Origin of the sequence: Microvirga terrae, assembly GCF_013307435.2 — a bacterium.
GTDB lineage: Bacteria > Pseudomonadota > Alphaproteobacteria > Rhizobiales > Beijerinckiaceae > Microvirga > Microvirga terrae.
In genome coordinates, this window is record NZ_CP102845.1 from 4,649,114 (window position 1) to 4,663,960 (window position 14,847).

The 14,847-nt window shown below is 65.8% G+C and carries 19 protein-coding genes; 10 read left to right on the forward strand and 9 right to left on the reverse strand.

What is annotated here, in order from left to right; translation table 11 throughout:
• Positions 1–106 precede the first annotated feature (106 nt).
• Positions 107–346, forward strand: coding sequence for a 50S ribosomal protein L31 (rpmE, locus tag HPT29_RS21845; protein WP_173948040.1), 240 nt, complete (start codon positions 107–109; stop codon positions 344–346).
• 162 nt (positions 347–508) lie between these two features.
• On the opposite strand, the gene rcdA is transcribed toward rpmE, so the two are convergent.
• Positions 509–1,039: a protease adaptor protein RcdA gene (gene rcdA, locus HPT29_RS21850; RefSeq protein WP_173948041.1), complete on the reverse strand. Its 531-nt coding sequence runs from the start codon at positions 1,037–1,039 to the stop codon at positions 509–511.
• A gap of 299 nt (positions 1,040–1,338) precedes the next feature.
• Complete coding sequence (locus HPT29_RS21855; protein WP_173948042.1) at positions 1,339–1,545, reverse strand: DUF1192 domain-containing protein; 207 nt, start codon at positions 1,543–1,545, stop codon at positions 1,339–1,341.
• A gap of 97 nt (positions 1,546–1,642) precedes the next feature.
• On the opposite strand from HPT29_RS21855, the gene HPT29_RS21860 reads away from it, so the two are divergent.
• Together HPT29_RS21860 and HPT29_RS21865 are read left to right on the forward strand one after the other, a co-directional pair.
• Positions 1,643–2,641 (forward strand): NAD(P)H-quinone oxidoreductase, encoded by a 999-nt coding sequence (locus tag HPT29_RS21860; protein WP_173948043.1) that lies wholly within the window; start codon positions 1,643–1,645, stop codon positions 2,639–2,641.
• 151 nt (positions 2,642–2,792) lie between these two features.
• Positions 2,793–3,509 carry a DUF1013 domain-containing protein gene (locus HPT29_RS21865; protein WP_173948044.1) on the forward strand — a complete coding sequence of 239 codons (717 nt, stop codon included), beginning with the start codon at positions 2,793–2,795 and terminating at the stop codon, positions 3,507–3,509.
• 57 nt (positions 3,510–3,566) lie between these two features.
• Here the strand turns inward: HPT29_RS21865 and HPT29_RS21870 are convergent, their stop codons facing one another.
• Together HPT29_RS21870 and HPT29_RS21875 are read right to left on the reverse strand one after the other, a co-directional pair.
• Complete coding sequence (locus tag HPT29_RS21870) at positions 3,567–3,776, reverse strand: hypothetical protein (RefSeq protein WP_173948045.1); 210 nt, start codon at positions 3,774–3,776, stop codon at positions 3,567–3,569.
• A gap of 13 nt (positions 3,777–3,789) precedes the next feature.
• Complete coding sequence (locus HPT29_RS21875) at positions 3,790–5,703, reverse strand: propionyl-CoA synthetase (protein WP_173948046.1); 1,914 nt, start codon at positions 5,701–5,703, stop codon at positions 3,790–3,792.
• 113 nt (positions 5,704–5,816) lie between these two features.
• On the opposite strand from HPT29_RS21875, the gene HPT29_RS21880 reads away from it, so the two are divergent.
• Complete coding sequence (locus tag HPT29_RS21880) at positions 5,817–6,575, forward strand: sulfite exporter TauE/SafE family protein (RefSeq protein ID WP_173948047.1); 759 nt, start codon at positions 5,817–5,819, stop codon at positions 6,573–6,575.
• Between the two features lie 77 nt (positions 6,576–6,652).
• Here the strand turns inward: HPT29_RS21880 and HPT29_RS21885 are convergent, their stop codons facing one another.
• Entirely contained in the window at positions 6,653–6,835 is a 183-nt protein-coding gene (locus HPT29_RS21885; protein WP_173948048.1) for a YdcH family protein, read from the reverse strand.
• Positions 6,836–7,135: 300 nt separating this feature from the next.
• Between HPT29_RS21885 and HPT29_RS21890 the strand changes: the two genes are divergently transcribed.
• The 6 genes from HPT29_RS21890 to HPT29_RS21915 all read left to right on the forward strand — a co-directional run bounded on the left by HPT29_RS21890 (position 7,136) and on the right by HPT29_RS21915 (position 11,145).
• Complete coding sequence (locus HPT29_RS21890; protein WP_036355000.1) at positions 7,136–7,336, forward strand: YdcH family protein; 201 nt, start codon at positions 7,136–7,138, stop codon at positions 7,334–7,336.
• A 94-nt stretch (positions 7,337–7,430) separates the two neighbouring features.
• The gene (gene purE / locus HPT29_RS21895) at positions 7,431–7,922 is read left to right on the forward strand and encodes a 5-(carboxyamino)imidazole ribonucleotide mutase (protein WP_173948049.1); all 492 of its coding nucleotides are present in this window, start codon (positions 7,431–7,433) and stop codon (positions 7,920–7,922) included.
• A 7-nt stretch (positions 7,923–7,929) separates the two neighbouring features.
• Positions 7,930–9,012 (forward strand): 5-(carboxyamino)imidazole ribonucleotide synthase, encoded by a 1,083-nt coding sequence (locus tag HPT29_RS21900; protein ID WP_173948050.1) that lies wholly within the window; start codon positions 7,930–7,932, stop codon positions 9,010–9,012.
• Positions 9,013–9,178: 166 nt separating this feature from the next.
• Positions 9,179–9,409, forward strand: coding sequence for a 30S ribosomal protein S21 (gene rpsU, locus HPT29_RS21905; RefSeq protein WP_009763401.1), 231 nt, complete (start codon positions 9,179–9,181; stop codon positions 9,407–9,409).
• Positions 9,410–9,637: 228 nt separating this feature from the next.
• Positions 9,638–10,501 (forward strand): tetratricopeptide repeat protein, encoded by an 864-nt coding sequence (locus HPT29_RS21910; protein ID WP_173948051.1) that lies wholly within the window; start codon positions 9,638–9,640, stop codon positions 10,499–10,501.
• A gap of 20 nt (positions 10,502–10,521) precedes the next feature.
• A complete protein-coding gene (locus HPT29_RS21915; RefSeq protein ID WP_173948052.1) occupies positions 10,522–11,145 on the forward strand; it encodes a nucleotidyltransferase family protein in 624 nt (207 codons plus the stop codon).
• On the opposite strand, the gene HPT29_RS21920 is transcribed toward HPT29_RS21915, so the two are convergent.
• The 4 genes from HPT29_RS21920 to HPT29_RS21935 all read right to left on the reverse strand — a co-directional run bounded on the left by HPT29_RS21920 (position 11,115) and on the right by HPT29_RS21935 (position 14,784).
• Positions 11,115–11,594, reverse strand: a complete 480-nt coding sequence (locus tag HPT29_RS21920) for a GNAT family N-acetyltransferase (RefSeq protein WP_173948053.1) — start codon at positions 11,592–11,594, stop codon at positions 11,115–11,117. The two genes, HPT29_RS21915 and HPT29_RS21920, sit on opposite strands and share 31 nt — an antisense overlap.
• Before the next feature lie 181 nt (positions 11,595–11,775).
• A complete protein-coding gene (locus HPT29_RS21925) occupies positions 11,776–13,173 on the reverse strand; it encodes an NAD(P)(+) transhydrogenase (Re/Si-specific) subunit beta (RefSeq protein ID WP_173948054.1) in 1,398 nt (465 codons plus the stop codon).
• A 4-nt stretch (positions 13,174–13,177) separates the two neighbouring features.
• Positions 13,178–13,627: a proton-translocating transhydrogenase family protein gene (locus tag HPT29_RS21930; RefSeq protein ID WP_173948055.1), complete on the reverse strand. Its 450-nt coding sequence runs from the start codon at positions 13,625–13,627 to the stop codon at positions 13,178–13,180.
• Positions 13,628–13,647: 20 nt separating this feature from the next.
• Positions 13,648–14,784: a Re/Si-specific NAD(P)(+) transhydrogenase subunit alpha gene (locus HPT29_RS21935; RefSeq protein ID WP_173948056.1), complete on the reverse strand. Its 1,137-nt coding sequence runs from the start codon at positions 14,782–14,784 to the stop codon at positions 13,648–13,650.
• Between the last annotated feature and the right edge of the window lie 63 nt (positions 14,785–14,847).

Sequence of the window (14,847 nt, forward strand, 5' to 3'; positions counted from 1 at the left end):
TGTTTCAAGGTCTTAAGTGAGGTATAGGCGCGCATTCATCAATTCAGGCTCGATCTCAACATTGCGGGCTGACCAGATCTGGCTGGCCGCAAGAAGGACTATGGCAATGGCGCGCAAAGAAACCGATCATCCCGACTACCACTTCATCAAAGTGGTCATGACCAACGGCACCGAGTACACGACCCGCTCGACCTACGGCAAAGAGGGCGACACCCTCAACCTCGACATCGACCCGAACACCCACCCGGCCTGGACCGGCGGCCAGCAGCAGCTGCTCGACCGTGGCGGTCGCGTGTCGCGCTTCAACTCGAAGTTCGGCGGCCTGGGCCTCGGCGGCAAGAAGTAAGCTGGCGCCTCGCGTCGGTTTCTTCAGACCGGAATGCAAAAGCCCCGCTTCGGCGGGGCTTTTTCTTGGCTCATTCTCTTGCCCTGGCCAGGAACGCCGCAGTGTAACGCCGCCATCGCCGAGCTTGTCCGGGCGATGGCGACCCGGGCCGGGCCAAAGCCGCTACTCCGTCAGCCCGAAAGCCCGCTGGAGCATGCCGAGCTGCGTGGCGACCGGGTTAGGAACCGGGGCTTGAGAAGGCGCTCCGGCTTCGGCGATGAGGCGCTCGAGATGGAGGATCCGGGTGTGAAGCCGTGTCGCCAAGCCCATCAGCTCGCGCAGGCGCTCGGGAAGCGTCTCGTATTCGGAAACCGTGGTGGCGGTGTCATGGGAGTTCAGGCGGACCCGGTTCTTCTCCAGCTGCGCCTGATCAGGGGAGATCTCCCCTTCGGCCACTGCGCGCTGCAGCAGCAGCCATGAGGCGATCTGCATCAGGCGGGTGGTGAGGCGCATGCTCTCGCTGGCATAGACGAGGCTTTCCTGGCGCGGCAGATTGCGGGATTCCTCACGGCCGGGGCCGTCGAGATAAGCGGCGGTTTCCTCGATGAGCTCCATGCCCTCCTGGAAGAGGGCCTTGAAGGCTTCGGACCCCACGAAACTCTGTCCGAACCGGACAGGATCGACATCGAGCTGGATCACGTCGGGTTCGTTCACGCACATCTCCCAAAAACCTGCCCTCCGCACCGAACGACGGAGGTTGCGACCTGTTGAGATGACTATAGGACGGTCCCGCTGGTCTTGCCTCGGTAACCTCTTCTTAAGGTTAAGGCGCCAACCACAAAAATCGAGCCGCTCGCGGCGGCTCTTCAAGTCTCACAGGGAAGCGTCAAACAGAGTAGGCTTCGAAGCCACTCGGCATCCAGGACGAGGCCCGGATGCCTGACATCTAACCCGGCAATGGTTAACGGGCCGTTAAGGACGTTCCTTCGTTACATGGACCTCGGTTCCCGGCCTCACCCCTGGCCGAGCTTGAAGAAGGCGCTCGCGGCCGCACGGGAATTCTCCTTCCGGTCCCTCGCCTCCTTGAGGCGTGCGATCTCCTGCTCCAGCATCTCGACGCGTTCGTCGAGTTCGTCGATGGACAGCATCGAGAGATCCTGGCCGATCTCGTGCCCGCTCATGATCTGGCGAGGCTCATCGGCGAAGGGGTCGAGGGCCATGGCATTCTCCTCCTGTTCATCGTCAACGTTAATCCGGCATGTATTCCTTGCCAACGGGGCCTATATCCCGGGAGCTTGTTGACCAAAGGAGGGAAAAATGGGGCAGATCCCGCAGATGATGCGTGCCGTCATTGCCGAGGGGAGCGGTGGGCCGGAGGTTCTCAAGGTTGTCCAGCGCCCGGTACCCGTGCCGAAGGAGGGCGAAATCCTGGTCAAGGTGAAGGCCGCCGGCGTGAACCGCCCCGACGTGATTCAGCGGCAGGGCGGCTACCCGCCACCGCCCGGCGCTCCGGACATCCTCGGTCTCGAGATTGCCGGCGAGGTCGCGGCCGCCGGTCACGACGCCGCGCGGTTTGCCGTCGGCACACCGGTCATGGCTCTGGTCCCCGGCGGGGGCTATGCGGATTACGCGGTGGTCCATGAGAGCAACGCCCTCCCGATTCCCGCAGGCCTTTCCTTCGAGGAGGCGGGCGCCATCCCGGAAACCTATTTCACCGTCTGGACCAACGTGTTCGACCGGGGGCGTCTGCGATCGGGCGAGACGCTCCTCGTCCATGGCGGAACCTCCGGAATCGGCACCACGGCGATCCAGCTCGCCAAGGCTTTCGGCGCCACGGTGATCGCGACCGCCGGATCGGCGGACAAATGCGACGCCTGCCTGCGACTTGGGGCCGATGTGGCGATCAACTACCGGAACCAGGATTTCGTGGTGGCCGCCAAGGAGGCCACAGGGGGCCGAGGCGTCGACGTGATCCTCGACATGGTCGGCGGCGACTATATCACCCGCAACTACGAGGCTGCCGCCCAGGACGGCCGGATCGTTCAGATCGCCTTTCTCCAGAGCCCCAAGGCCGAAGTCGACTTCCGCCGCCTGATGGTCAAGCGGCTCACCCATACGGGTTCGACCCTGCGCCCGCGGTCGCCGGCGGAAAAGGCCGAGATCGCCGAGGCGCTCGAGGACAAGGTCTGGCCGCTCCTGGCGCAGGGCCGGTGCCGGCCGGTCCTGGACTCGCGCTTCGCCTTCGAGGACGTGGCCGAGGCTCATGCGCGGATGGACGGGGGTGAGCACATCGGCAAGATCGTGCTGAGCCTTTAAAATTTGCAACATCCCGGCACGATCCCTATAATCATCTCGTTTCCCTCACATCGTGAGACGAGATGCTCCGGTCCGGGCCGGTTCGGAGCGCGAGAGAGTTTTGCCGTGCGGCGCCGACATCCGGCGCCCGGCCTGAAGGAGGTTCACATCCATGTCCCAGGGACCGTTGATGCCGAAGGCGACAGCCGTTTGGCTCGTCGAGAATACATCGCTGTCGTTCGATCAGATCGCCGATTTCTGCAAGCTCCACCCGCTCGAGGTGAAGGGCATCGCCGACGGCGAAGTCGCGGCAGGCATCAAGGGCCTCGACCCCGTATCCACGGGCCAGCTTACCCGTGAGGAGATCGAGAAAGCGCAGGCCAACCCGAACCACCGCCTTCGGCTCGCCGAGATGCGCGTGAAGCTGCCGGAGCAGAAGCGGGTCAAGAAGGGGCCGCGCTACACCCCGGTGTCCCGCCGCCACGACCGCCCGAATGCGATCCTCTGGCTCGTGCGCAACCATCCCGAGTTGAAGGACGCGCAGATCATGCGCCTGGTGGGCACCACCAAGACCACGATCCAGCAGGTCCGCGACCGCACGCACTGGAACTCGGCGAGCCTGTCGCCCATGGACCCGGTGACGCTCGGCCTTTGCTCACAGATCGATCTCGACTTCGAGGTGCAGCGCGCCGCCAAGGACCGTCCGCAGGTCGAGACCCAGGAGCATGGCGGCACCCTGATGCCGGCGGAAGTCTCCACGGCTCCCGAGCGGGTCGATCCCTTCGCCGACATGAGCCGCCCGAAGCCGGCGCAGGAAGAGAACATCGACGTCAACTCGGTCTTCGCCAAGCTCAAGCAGCTCAGGCGCGACGACGAGGACGAGGAGTAGGATTTCTACCCAGAAGGCCCGGAGCGATCCGGGCCTTTTCCTTGAGGGGGCGTCCACTCACTCCTGGCGGCGCGGCCGCCGTCGGCGCGGCTTCGCGGGCCTGTCGCGCTGACGCTCGAAGCTCGCCTTCGCCCTGACGGCATCGTGTCGCGCCTCGCTGCGCACATTCTTGGTCGCGCGGTGGGCCAGGGTCTTGTCGTCGTCTCCGAGAGCCTGCGCCAACAGAGCCTCGAAACGCGCCTGCTCGTCCTCGGCGGAATCCGGCATCCTCATGTCCCCTTCAGACGGACAGCCCCCTCGCCCGCAGCGCGTCCCCGATCTCGGCCAGGATCATTGGGTCATCGATGGTGGCCGGCGTCGACCACGAATCGCCGTCGGCGATCTTCTTCATGGTGCCGCGCAGGATCTTGCCCGAACGGGTCTTGGGCAGGCGTGCCACGGTGATCGCGAGCTTGAAGGCGGCCACGGGCCCGATCTTGTCACGCACCAGCGCCACCAGCTCCGTCTCGATCTCCTCCGGTGGCCGGTCGATGCCGGACTTCAGAACAACGAAGCCGCACGGCACCTCGCCCTTGAGCGCGTCCTTCATGCCGATCACGGCGCATTCCGCCACCGCCGGATGCGAGGCCAACACCTCCTCCATGCCACCCGTCGAGAGGCGGTGACCCGCAACGTTGATGATGTCGTCGGTGCGGCCCATGACCCAGATGTAGCCGTCCTCGTCGAGATAGCCCGCGTCCGAGGTGTTGTAGTAGCCGGGATAGACCGACAGGTACGAATCCCGGAAGCGGCCGTCCGCGTGCCACAGGGTCGGCAGGGCGCCGGGCGGCAGCGGCAGCTTGATGACGATGGCCCCCATAGTGTTGGGCCCGACGGGCTTGCCGCCCTCGTCCAGCACCTCGAGGGTGTAGCCCGGCATCGGCACCGTGGGCGATCCATGCTTGACGGGAAGCGCGCCGAGCCCGAGGGGATTGCCGGCCACGGGCCAGCCGGTCTCCGTCTGCCACCAATGGTCGATGACGGGCACCTGCAGGATGTCCTCGGCCCATTTGACCGTGTCCGGATCCGCCCGCTCGCCGGCCAGGAACAGGGCTCGGAACGACGATAGATCATATGTCTTCAGGAGTTCCGCCTTCGGATCCTCCTTTTTGATCGCCCGGAAGGCGGTCGGCGCGGTGAAGAGGGTCACGACCCCATGATCCGAGATCACCCGCCAATAGGCCCCTGCGTCGGGCGTGCCCACCGGCTTGCCCTCGTAGAGGATGGCCGTGCAGCCGTGCAGGAGCGGCCCGTACACGATGTAGGAATGGCCGACCACCCAGCCCACGTCGGAGGCCGCCCAGAACACCTCGCCCGGCTTCACGCCGAAGAAGTGGCCCATGGACCATTTGAGCGCGACCATATGGCCGCCGTTGTCGCGCACCACGCCTTTCGGGATGCCGGTCGTGCCCGACGTATAGAGCACGTAAAGCGGGTCGGTCGCCGCCAACGGGACGCAGTCCGCCGTCCGGCCTTCGGACCTGGCCGCCGCAACGGCGCCGGCCCAGTCCCGGTCGCGCTCCTCGGCGAGGGCGCAGGCGAGTTGCGGCCGCTGGAAGACGAGGCAGGCCTCCGGCTTTGACGAGGACAAGGCGATCGCCTCGTCCAGGAGCGGCTTGTAGGGGATGACGCGCCCGCCTTCGATGCCGCAGGACGCGGACAGGATGATCTTCGGCCGTGCGTCGTCGATGCGGGTCGCGAGTTCCTTGGCGGCGAAGCCGCCGAAGACGACGGAGTGAATGGCCCCGATGCGCGCGCAGGCCAGCATCGCGAAGCTCGTCTCCGGGATCATCGGCATGTAGATGACGACCCGGTCGCCCTTCGCGACGCCCATGTCCTGCAGCACGGCCGCGAGGGTTGCGACCTCGTCCTGCAGTTCCGCATAGGTAATGCTGCGCTTGGTGCCGGTGACGGGGCTGTCGTAGATGATCGCCGGCTGGTCGCCACGCGTGGCCACGTGCCGGTCGACGGCGTTGTAGCAGGTGTTGCACTCGGCACCGACGAACCAGCGGCCGTAGACGCCCGCCTGCGGGTCGAACACCGCCTCCGCGGGCTTGATCCAGTCGATTTCCCGGGACGCCTGTTCCCAGAAGCCTACGGGATCAGCTTTCCAGCCGGCATAGACCTCGTGATACCGGCTCTGGGCGGATGGCATGGCGTTCCCCGTTGCGTTCTGTGCATGAGACTTCAAGCGCCTGCTGTGGTAGCAGGCCCCCAAGCCGTGGTCAGGGGCGACTTTCGGTGAGTCGACTTTCGGCGAGTGCTGTCGTGATTACCGATCCTCTCTTCTATGCCGCCACCATTCCCGCGGTGATCCTACTCGGCTTTGCCAAGGGCGGCTTCTCAGGGCTCGGCGCCCTCTCGCTCCCCCTGATGGCGCTCGTGGTCTCGCCCGTTCAGGCCGCCGCCATCACCCTGCCGATCCTGATCGTCCAGGACGTGGTATCCGTCTGGGCCTACCGGCATGCCTGGGACCGGCGCAACGTGGTGATCCTGCTCCTGGGCGCCGTTTCGGGCATCGTCACGGGCTATCTCCTGGCCGCCCAGGTCTCCGATGCGGCGGTCAAGCTGGCCGTGGGCGTGATCTCGGTGGCCTTCGCCATCCGCCGCATGGTGGTGGAACGCCGGGCCACCCCGCCGAAGCCCGCGCCGGCCGACGTTCCACGCGGCATTTTCTGGGGCTGGGTGACAGGCTTCACCAGCATGGTGGCCCATGCGGGCGGCCCTCCCTTCCAGATCTATGTCATGCCCCAGCGGCTGCCGCGCGACATCTTCGTCGGCACGGGGGCCGTGCTCTTCGCGCTCGTCAACTGGATCAAGGTTCCGCCCTATCTGGCCCTCGGGCAGTTTACGCTCGAGAACATGGCGACGGCGGGTGCCCTGTTTCCCGTGGCCATCGCCTCGACCTGGGCCGGCGTCCTCCTCGTGCGCCGCGTATCCGGACAGGCGTTCTACACGGCCGTCTATGTCCTGCTGATCCTCGTGGGCGCCAAGCTGATCTATGACGGCGTCGCCGCGTATCTGTGAGGCGCCCATGAAAAAGCCGCCGCTCGTTGGGTGAAGCGACGGCTTCTTCAGGTGGGAAATTGCAGGGAATTCTACGGCTAGTGCAACGCCGATTCGGAGCTTCTCAGTCGGGTAATCTCATCCTTGAGCTGAAGCTTCCTGCGCTTGAGTTCTGCCAGCCTCATGTCATCTGCCGACGGTCTGTTGAGGGTATCCTGGATCTCGCGCTCGAGGGCGCGATGCTTCCGTTCCAGTTCCGTCAGGTGATTCTGCAGCGGCATGTCAGTTCCTCCTATTCGATCTACTGACAGGCCGATTGTGGCAGACAGAGTGTGGCGAGTCGAAGGCGAAATTCGAAGAATCGAGAGTAGAAGATGATCGGGCGATCTTGCTCTCCACAGGGCCCGAGAGCATACTTCCGCCCCTCTTGGCCCAGAGGCAAGTCGGCCGGGCATCTAGCGCATCGTGCGGAAATGGGGACCCGGTTTTCCGCGCCCAACGATGCGCCGCCGGAGGGATCGAGCATCGGATCGATCCCGACGGTGGAATCCACTTTGGGTCCGAGGCTCTAGGTATTTTCAATGACCGAATTGGCTGAACTGGAAGCGGAATTGGCCCGTCTGAAGCAGGAACACCGTGATCTCGACATGGCCATCGACGCCCTGGAGAGCATGGTGGCCGGCGATCAGCTGCAGGTCCAGCGCCTGAAGAAGCGCAAGCTTTCCCTCAAGGACCAGATCATCCGGCTCGAGGATCAGCTCACCCCAGACATTATCGCGTGAGAATTCAGCGCCTTCGCGGGAACGGCCTTGCCTGCCCGAGGCGGCTTCGCTATTCCGGCTGAAGATCTGAAGGCCTTGAAGCCGGAGCCACGCCATGGCGCATCCTCCCATTGCCATCATCATGGGCAGCCAGTCCGACTGGGCCACCATGCGCCACGCGGCCGAGACGCTCGATGCGCTCGGGATCGCCCACGAGGCCCGCATCGTGTCCGCTCACCGCACGCCGGACCGGCTCTATGCCTTCGCCAAGGGCGCCAGGGCCGAGGGCTTCCAGGTCATCATCGCAGGCGCCGGAGGGGCCGCCCACCTGCCCGGCATGGCGGCCGCCATGACCCCCCTGCCCGTCTTCGGCGTCCCGGTCGAATCCAAGGCTCTGTCCGGCCAGGACAGCCTGCTCTCCATTGTCCAGATGCCGGCCGGTATCCCCGTGGGCACCCTCGCCATCGGCCGTGCCGGCGCGGTGAACGCGGCGTTGCTGGCGGCGGCCGTGCTGGCCCTGCACGATCCCGCTCTCGCCGAGCGCCTCGACGCTTGGCGGCAGCGCCAGAGCGAAAGCGTGGCCGAGCGCCCCTCCAACGAAGGCTGAGGAACCGATGATCCGTCCCGGCTGCACCCTCGGAATCCTCGGCGGCGGCCAGCTTGGCCGCATGATCGCCATGGCGGCGGCGCAGCTGGGCCTGCGGACGCATGTCTATGCGCCGGAGGAAAACAGCCCGGCCTTCGAGGTCGCGACCGAATACACCATCGCGGCCTACGAGGACGAGGCGAATCTGGTGCGCTTCGCCAAGGCGGTCGACGTGGTGACCTACGAATTCGAGAACGTGCCGAGCGAAACGGCCGCCACCTTGAGCGCCCACGCCCTGCTGGCCCCCAACGCCCAGGCCCTGGCCGTGTCGCAGGACCGCTTCCTCGAAAAGAGCTTCATCGCCGGCCTCGGCATTGCGGTCGCGCCCTTCGCGCCCGTGTCCAGCGAGGCCGAACTCGCCGAGGCTGTCGAGCGGATCGGCCGGCCCGCCGTGCTCAAGACCCGCCGCTTCGGCTACGACGGGAAAGGCCAAGTGAAGATCGGCCCCGAGGCCGACCCGATCGCGGGCTGGGACGAGATCGGGCGCGCGGCTTCCATCCTGGAGGGCTTCGTGCCCTTCGAGCGGGAGGTCTCGGTGGTCGCCGCGCGAACCGCGTCCGGCGCGTTCGCCGCCTATGACCTGTGCGCCAACGAGCACCGCAACCATATCCTCGACACCACTGCGGTTCCGGCCGGCGTTTCGCCCGACACGGAGGAGCAGGCGGTCCGGATCGCTCGGTCGATTGCCGAGTCCCTGGATTACGTGGGCGTTCTCGCCGTCGAGCTGTTCCTCGTCACCGACGACGGGTCCGAGCGCCTAGTGGTGAACGAGATCGCCCCCCGGGTGCACAATTCCGGCCATTGGACGCTGGGCGGCGCCGCCACCTCGCAGTTCGAACAGCATGTGCGGGCGGTCTGCGGCTGGCCTCTGGGCGAGACCGCCCGGCTCGGGCGTCGGGTCGAGATGAAGAACCTGATCGGGCACGATGTCGATGCCTGGGAGGAGATCCTGGCCGAGCCGGGGGCTCATCTGCACCTCTACGGCAAGACGGAGGCCCGCGCGGGCCGCAAGATGGGACATGTCACCCGGGTTTTCCCCGACCAGGGCTGAACCATTCAAGACCGGGGCCGTTGCCCCTGGAACGGCGCTTTTCTTGAGAGGCAACCCTGGACAGGCAAGGCTTCTTCTGGTATCGACGCCGACCAGATAGAGGTGCGCATGACGCGCCTCATTGTTTTTTGTCACAATCGAAACGGTTCAAACACGAGGAATTCGCGTGCAGGTTCTTGTCCGGGATAACAACGTCGATCAGGCGCTCCGCGCTCTCAAGAAGAAGATGCAGCGTGAGGGCATCTTCCGCGAAATGAAGCTTCGCGGTCATTACGAGAAGCCGTCCGAGAAGAAGGCCCGCGAGAAGGCTGAGGCCGTTCGCCGCGCCCGCAAGCTGATCCGTAAGCGCATGCAGCGCGAAGGCCTGCTGCCTTCCAAGCCCCGTCCGACCCGCTAAGCTCTTCGAGCGGGCCTGTAAAAGGCCTCGCCGATCGGTTGTGAACCAGCGCCCGTCGCGTCAAGCGGGGCGCTGTTTGCATATCTGGGGGTCTGTTTCGTACTCTGGCGAACTTAGTTACAACGCCTCTTGCGCCGGCGCCTTTTTGATGCCTTGTTTCACGGCTGTTAAGGATTTCCCGCCAGAGTGCCGCTCCCGGTACCTTGAGTAAATAAGCTGGAGACGAAGGTGTTCGCCCCATCGATTCGCCAATTGGCCCCCTTGAGCCTGACGCTCGTTGCCCTCGGTCTCGCCGCCTGCAGCACCACCGGTGGCGGCCCCACCCAGCGCATTGCCGTCGTGGAAGAGGACACGCAGGGGACGAGCACGGTCAACATCTCGTCCCTGTCGGACGTGATCCAGCGCAACCCGAATGATCCGAGCGCCTATAACACCCGCGGCGCCGCCTATGCGCGCGTCGGGAACTACAGCAGCGCCATGTCCGACTTCTCCAAGGCGGTGCAGCTCGACCCGAACTACGCGCCGGCCTACACCAACCGCGCGCTCGCCCTGCGGCAGACGAACCGCAACGACCAGGCGCTCGCCGACTTCACCCGGGCCATTCAGGCCGATCCGAACTACGGCCCGGCCTATATCGGGCGCGCCAATCTGTACCGCGCCCAGAACCAGTACCAGGAAGCCCTCAGCGACCTGAACATGGCGACCCGCCTGCTGCCCGAATCGGCCGAGGCGCTCCACTCCCGCGGCCTACTCTACCAGCGCCAGGGCATGCACCCCCAGGCGATCCTCGACTTCGACGCCACGATCGACCGCAATCCCTTCGTCGGCGCTCCCTATGCCGCACGAGGCCAGAGCTTCGTGGCGACGAACCAGTACGACAAGGCCATCGAGGACTTCAACGCGGCCCTCAACGTCAACAACAAGGATGCCGATTCCTGGGCTTGGCGCGGCGTGGCGCTCGAGCGCAAGGGCGACCGGAGCCAGGCTCTCGAGAGCTATCAGCGCGCGCTCGCTCTCGACAACAGCAACAGCGTCGCCCGCCAGGGCAGCTCCCGGCTGCAGGGCGGCGTGGCAGGCCTGTTCCGCTCGTAAGTGCCGTCGCGGGGGGCGGCATGAACCCAGCCCCTCCCCTCCACACCATCGCCGACATCCAAAGTCTTTTCGAAGCGCATGCGGACCTGCATGCGCTTCTTTCGCATGTGGAGGGTCTCGGGCTTCCTGATGCCTGGATCGGCGCCGGCTTCATCCGCAATCCCGCCTGGGACGTGCTGCACGGGCGAACGATCGACGTCTCATGCCTGACCGACGTGGATGTGATCTTCTTCGATCCGGTTGACACCCGAGGGGAACGTGACGGCGCCGTCGAGCATCGGCTCCGCGAGCGTGATCCGGGCCAGAACTGGTCGGTCAAGAACCAGGCCCGCATGCATCTTCGCAACGGGGATGCGCCGTATCGTGACGCCTTCGATGCCGTTGCCCACTGGCCTGAGACAGCAACCGCTGTTGCGGCGCGCTCGATCGGCGGCAGGATCGAGGTGATAGCCCCGTATGGGACTCGGGATCTTCTGGATCTGATCGTGCGACCGACACGGGCGTTCGGTCACAAGATGAACGTTTACCGCGAAAGGATTCTGGCAAAAGACTGGCCGGTCCGCTGGCCGAAGCTGACGATGCTCACAACGTGGGATGAGGCCTGGCCCGGTCCTCACAACTCTTTGGACAGGATCGAGACATAAGGCTCGAAGCCGAAGGCCCGGTAGGTGCGGTCCGCCCTCTCATTGGCCACCAGGACGCCGATGAAGAGCCGCTTGAGCCCCGCTTCCTTCGTTAGGCGCTCGGCTTCCTTGAGCAGCATCTGCCCGATGCCGCGTCCGCGCCAGTCGTCGTGCACGATCAGGTCCGTGACCGTGCCGTGATTGCGGAAGCCGTCGGCCACATAGGCGGCGTCCTGATCGAGCGAGAAGCCCATGGCGCCGACCGTCGCCCCTTCCGCCTGCGCCAGCACGATGCGGCCGTTGCGCCGGGACAGGCGCTGCATCAGCTCGTCGTAATATTCCGCCGCTGCCTTGTAGTCGCGCCGCCGGTCGCCGACGAGGTCGGCCTCGAAGACGTTAAGCTGGTGGATGAGCTCGATGACGGCATCCCGGTCGGCCGGGAGGGCGGTACGGAGGGTGATCGGGGACATGAGGGATTTCCGGGACAGACGACAGCCCCTTAAACCAGCTTTTGCGTGAGCCGTCATTCCATCTCTCGCGATGGAAAGCTCCGTTCTTTTCCAACCGAGATCACCGGTACGAGGCCGGTGATGACATGAACGAAAATGCCCGGCACGACGCCGGGCATGAAACATTCAAGGGCAGAGCGGATCAGAGATTCTTTAAGATCTCGTCCACGACCTTCTTGGCGTCGCCGAAGAGCATCATGGTGTTGTCGCGGAAGAACAGCTCGTTCTCGACGCCCGCATAGCCCGAGCCCATGCCGCGCTTGATGAACAGCACGGTCTTGGCCCGCTCCACGTCGAGGATCGGCATGCCGAAGATCGGGGAGGACGGATCGGTCTTGGCGGCCGGGTTGGTGACGTCGTTGGCCCCGATGACGAAGGCCACGTCGGCCTGCGGGAACTCGCCGTTGATATCCTCGAGTTCGAACACCTCGTCATAGGGCACGTTGGCTTCCGCCAGCAGCACGTTCATGTGGCCGGGCATGCGGCCCGCCACCGGATGGATGGCGTATTTCACCTCGACGCCTTCGGCCTTCAGCTCGTCGGCCATCTCGCGCAGCGCGTGCTGCGCCTGGGCGACCGCCATGCCGTAGCCCGGCACGATGATGACCTTGGCGGCGTTCTTCATGATGAAGGCGGCATCGTCCGCCGAGCCCTGCTTCACAGGCCGGCTCTCGACCGCGCCGGTGGCGGCGGCTGCCGTCTCGCCGCCGAAGCCGCCGAGGATCACCGAGATGAAGGAGCGGTTCATGCCCTTGCACATGATGTAGGACAGGATCGCGCCCGAGGAGCCGACCAGCGCGCCCGTGATGATGAGCGCGAGGTTGCCGAGCGTGAAGCCGATGCCGGCCGCCGCCCAGCCGGAATAGGAGTTGAGCATCGACACCACCACCGGCATGTCGGCGCCCCCGATGGGGATGATGAGCGTGACGCCGAGCACGAAGGAGACGAGCACGATCAGCCAGAATGCCGCGTGGCTCTCCGTGCGGATGAAGGCGACGAGCAGGACCAGCAGCAGGAGGCCGAGGCCGATATTGATCAGGTGCCGGCTCGGCAGCAGGATCGGCTTGCCGGACATGCGTCCGTCGAGCTTCAGGAACGCGATCACGGAACCGGTGAAGGTGATCGCCCCGATGGCGACGCCGAGAGCCATCTCGAACAGCGATCCGCCGTGGATGGTGCCGACCGAGCCGATCCCGAAGGCCTGGGGCGCATAGAGCGCGCCGGCCGCGACAAGGACCGCCGCGAGACCGACCAGGGAGTGGAACGCGGCAACCAGCTGGGGCATCGCCGTCATGGGCACGCGCCGGGCGACCACCGCTCCGACGCCGCCGCCGATGGCCAACCCTAAGATCACCAGGATCCAGCCGCCGAAGCCGCTCGGCGGGGACACGAACAGGGTGGTGAGGATGGCGATCCCCATGCCCACCATGCCGTAGAGGTTGCCCTGCCGGGACGTGGTGGGGTGCGACAGGCCTCGCAGCGCCAGGATGAACAGGACGCCGGAGACGAGGTAGAGGATCGAGGCTAGATTGGCCGACATCGCCTCACCCCTTCTTGCGGTACATGGCGAGCATGCGCTGGGTCACCAGGAAGCCGCCGAAGATGTTGATGGACGCCAGGACGAGGCCGATGAAGCCGAGCACCCGGGCCCAGATCGGGCCTTCCCCGAGGGCCGGGGCCACGTCGACGCCCACCGCCAGCACGGCGCCGACCACGATCACGGACGAGATGGCGTTGGTGACCGACATGAGGGGCGTGTGCAGCGCCGGGGTCACCGACCAGACCACGTAGTAGCCGACGAAGATCGCCAGGACGAAGATGGCCAGACGGAACACCGTCGGGTCGACGGCCCCGTGGGTGACGGCGGCGGCCGCGGCTCCGGCCGCATCCGCCACCTGATCGGCGATGGTCTGGGCGGCTTCGGCCGAGCGGCGGGCAGCCTCTGCCGCCGCTCGGGCCTGTTCGACGGCCTGTTCGGGCGTAAGCGTTGCCATGGTGTCCTCCCCTGGACGGTTTAAGCGGTCGGCTGGAAGGCGGTGTGGACGATGGCGCCGTCACGGGTCAGGCAGGTGGCCTTGACCAGTTCGTCGTCCCACTTCACGGCCAGAGCCTTGGTTTCCTTGTCCACCAGCGTCTCGACGAAGGCGTAGAGGTTCTTCGCGTAGAGGCTGGAGGCCGTTGCGGCGAGGCGCCCGGGCATGTTGAGGTGGCCCACGATCTTCACGCCGTTATGCTCCACCACCCGGCCCGGCTGGGCCAGCTCGCAATTGCCCCCGCGCTCCACCGCCAGATCGACGATCACGGAGCCCGGCTTCATGGATTCGATCATGGCGCGGGATACGAGCTTCGGCGCCGGCCGTCCGGGGATCAGGGCCGTCGTGATGACGATGTCCTGCTTGGCGATGTGGGACGCGACCAGCTCGGCCTGCTTGGCCCGATACTCGGCCGACATTTCCTTGGCGTAGCCGCCGGCGGTCTCGGCCTGCTTGAACTCCTCGTCCTCCACGGCGACGAACTTGGCGCCCAGGCTCTCCACCTGCTCCTTGGCGGCGGGCCGGACGTCGGTGGCGGTCACCACGGCGCCGAGGCGGCGGGCGGTTGCGATGGCCTGGAGGCCGGCGACGCCGGCGCCCATGACGAAGATGCGGGCTGCCGGCACGGTGCCGGCCGCGGTCATCATCATCGGGAACGCCTTACCATACTCGGCGGAGGCATCGATCACGGCCCGGTAGCCGGCGAGATTGGCCTGGGAGGACAGCACGTCCATCACCTGGGCGCGGGTGATGCGGGGCATCAGCTCCATGGAGAACGCGGAGACCTGTGCGTCGGCCAGCGCCTTGAGGGCTGCGTCCTGGCCGTAGGGATCCATGATCGCGATGACGAGCGCGCCGGGCCTGGCGCCTTTCAGCTCGCCCTCTGCGGGGCGGCGGACCTTCAGGATGACATCGGCATCCCTCAGGGCCTCCTCGGCGGTCCCGGCGAGCGAAGCGCCGGCCGCCTCGAACTCCGCATCGGGGATGCCGGCCTTGGACCCTGCCCCGGCCTGCACGACCACGTCGGCGCCGAGCGTCTTGTATTTCTTGACCGTCTCGGGGGTGGCGGAAACGCGAGTCTCCGCTCCATCGGTTTCGGAGAGAACGGCGATCCGCATGTAGGCCCCCCTAAGATGTGGTCAACGGCTTGGATACAAGCTCTTGTCTCGTTTCTGTCAGGC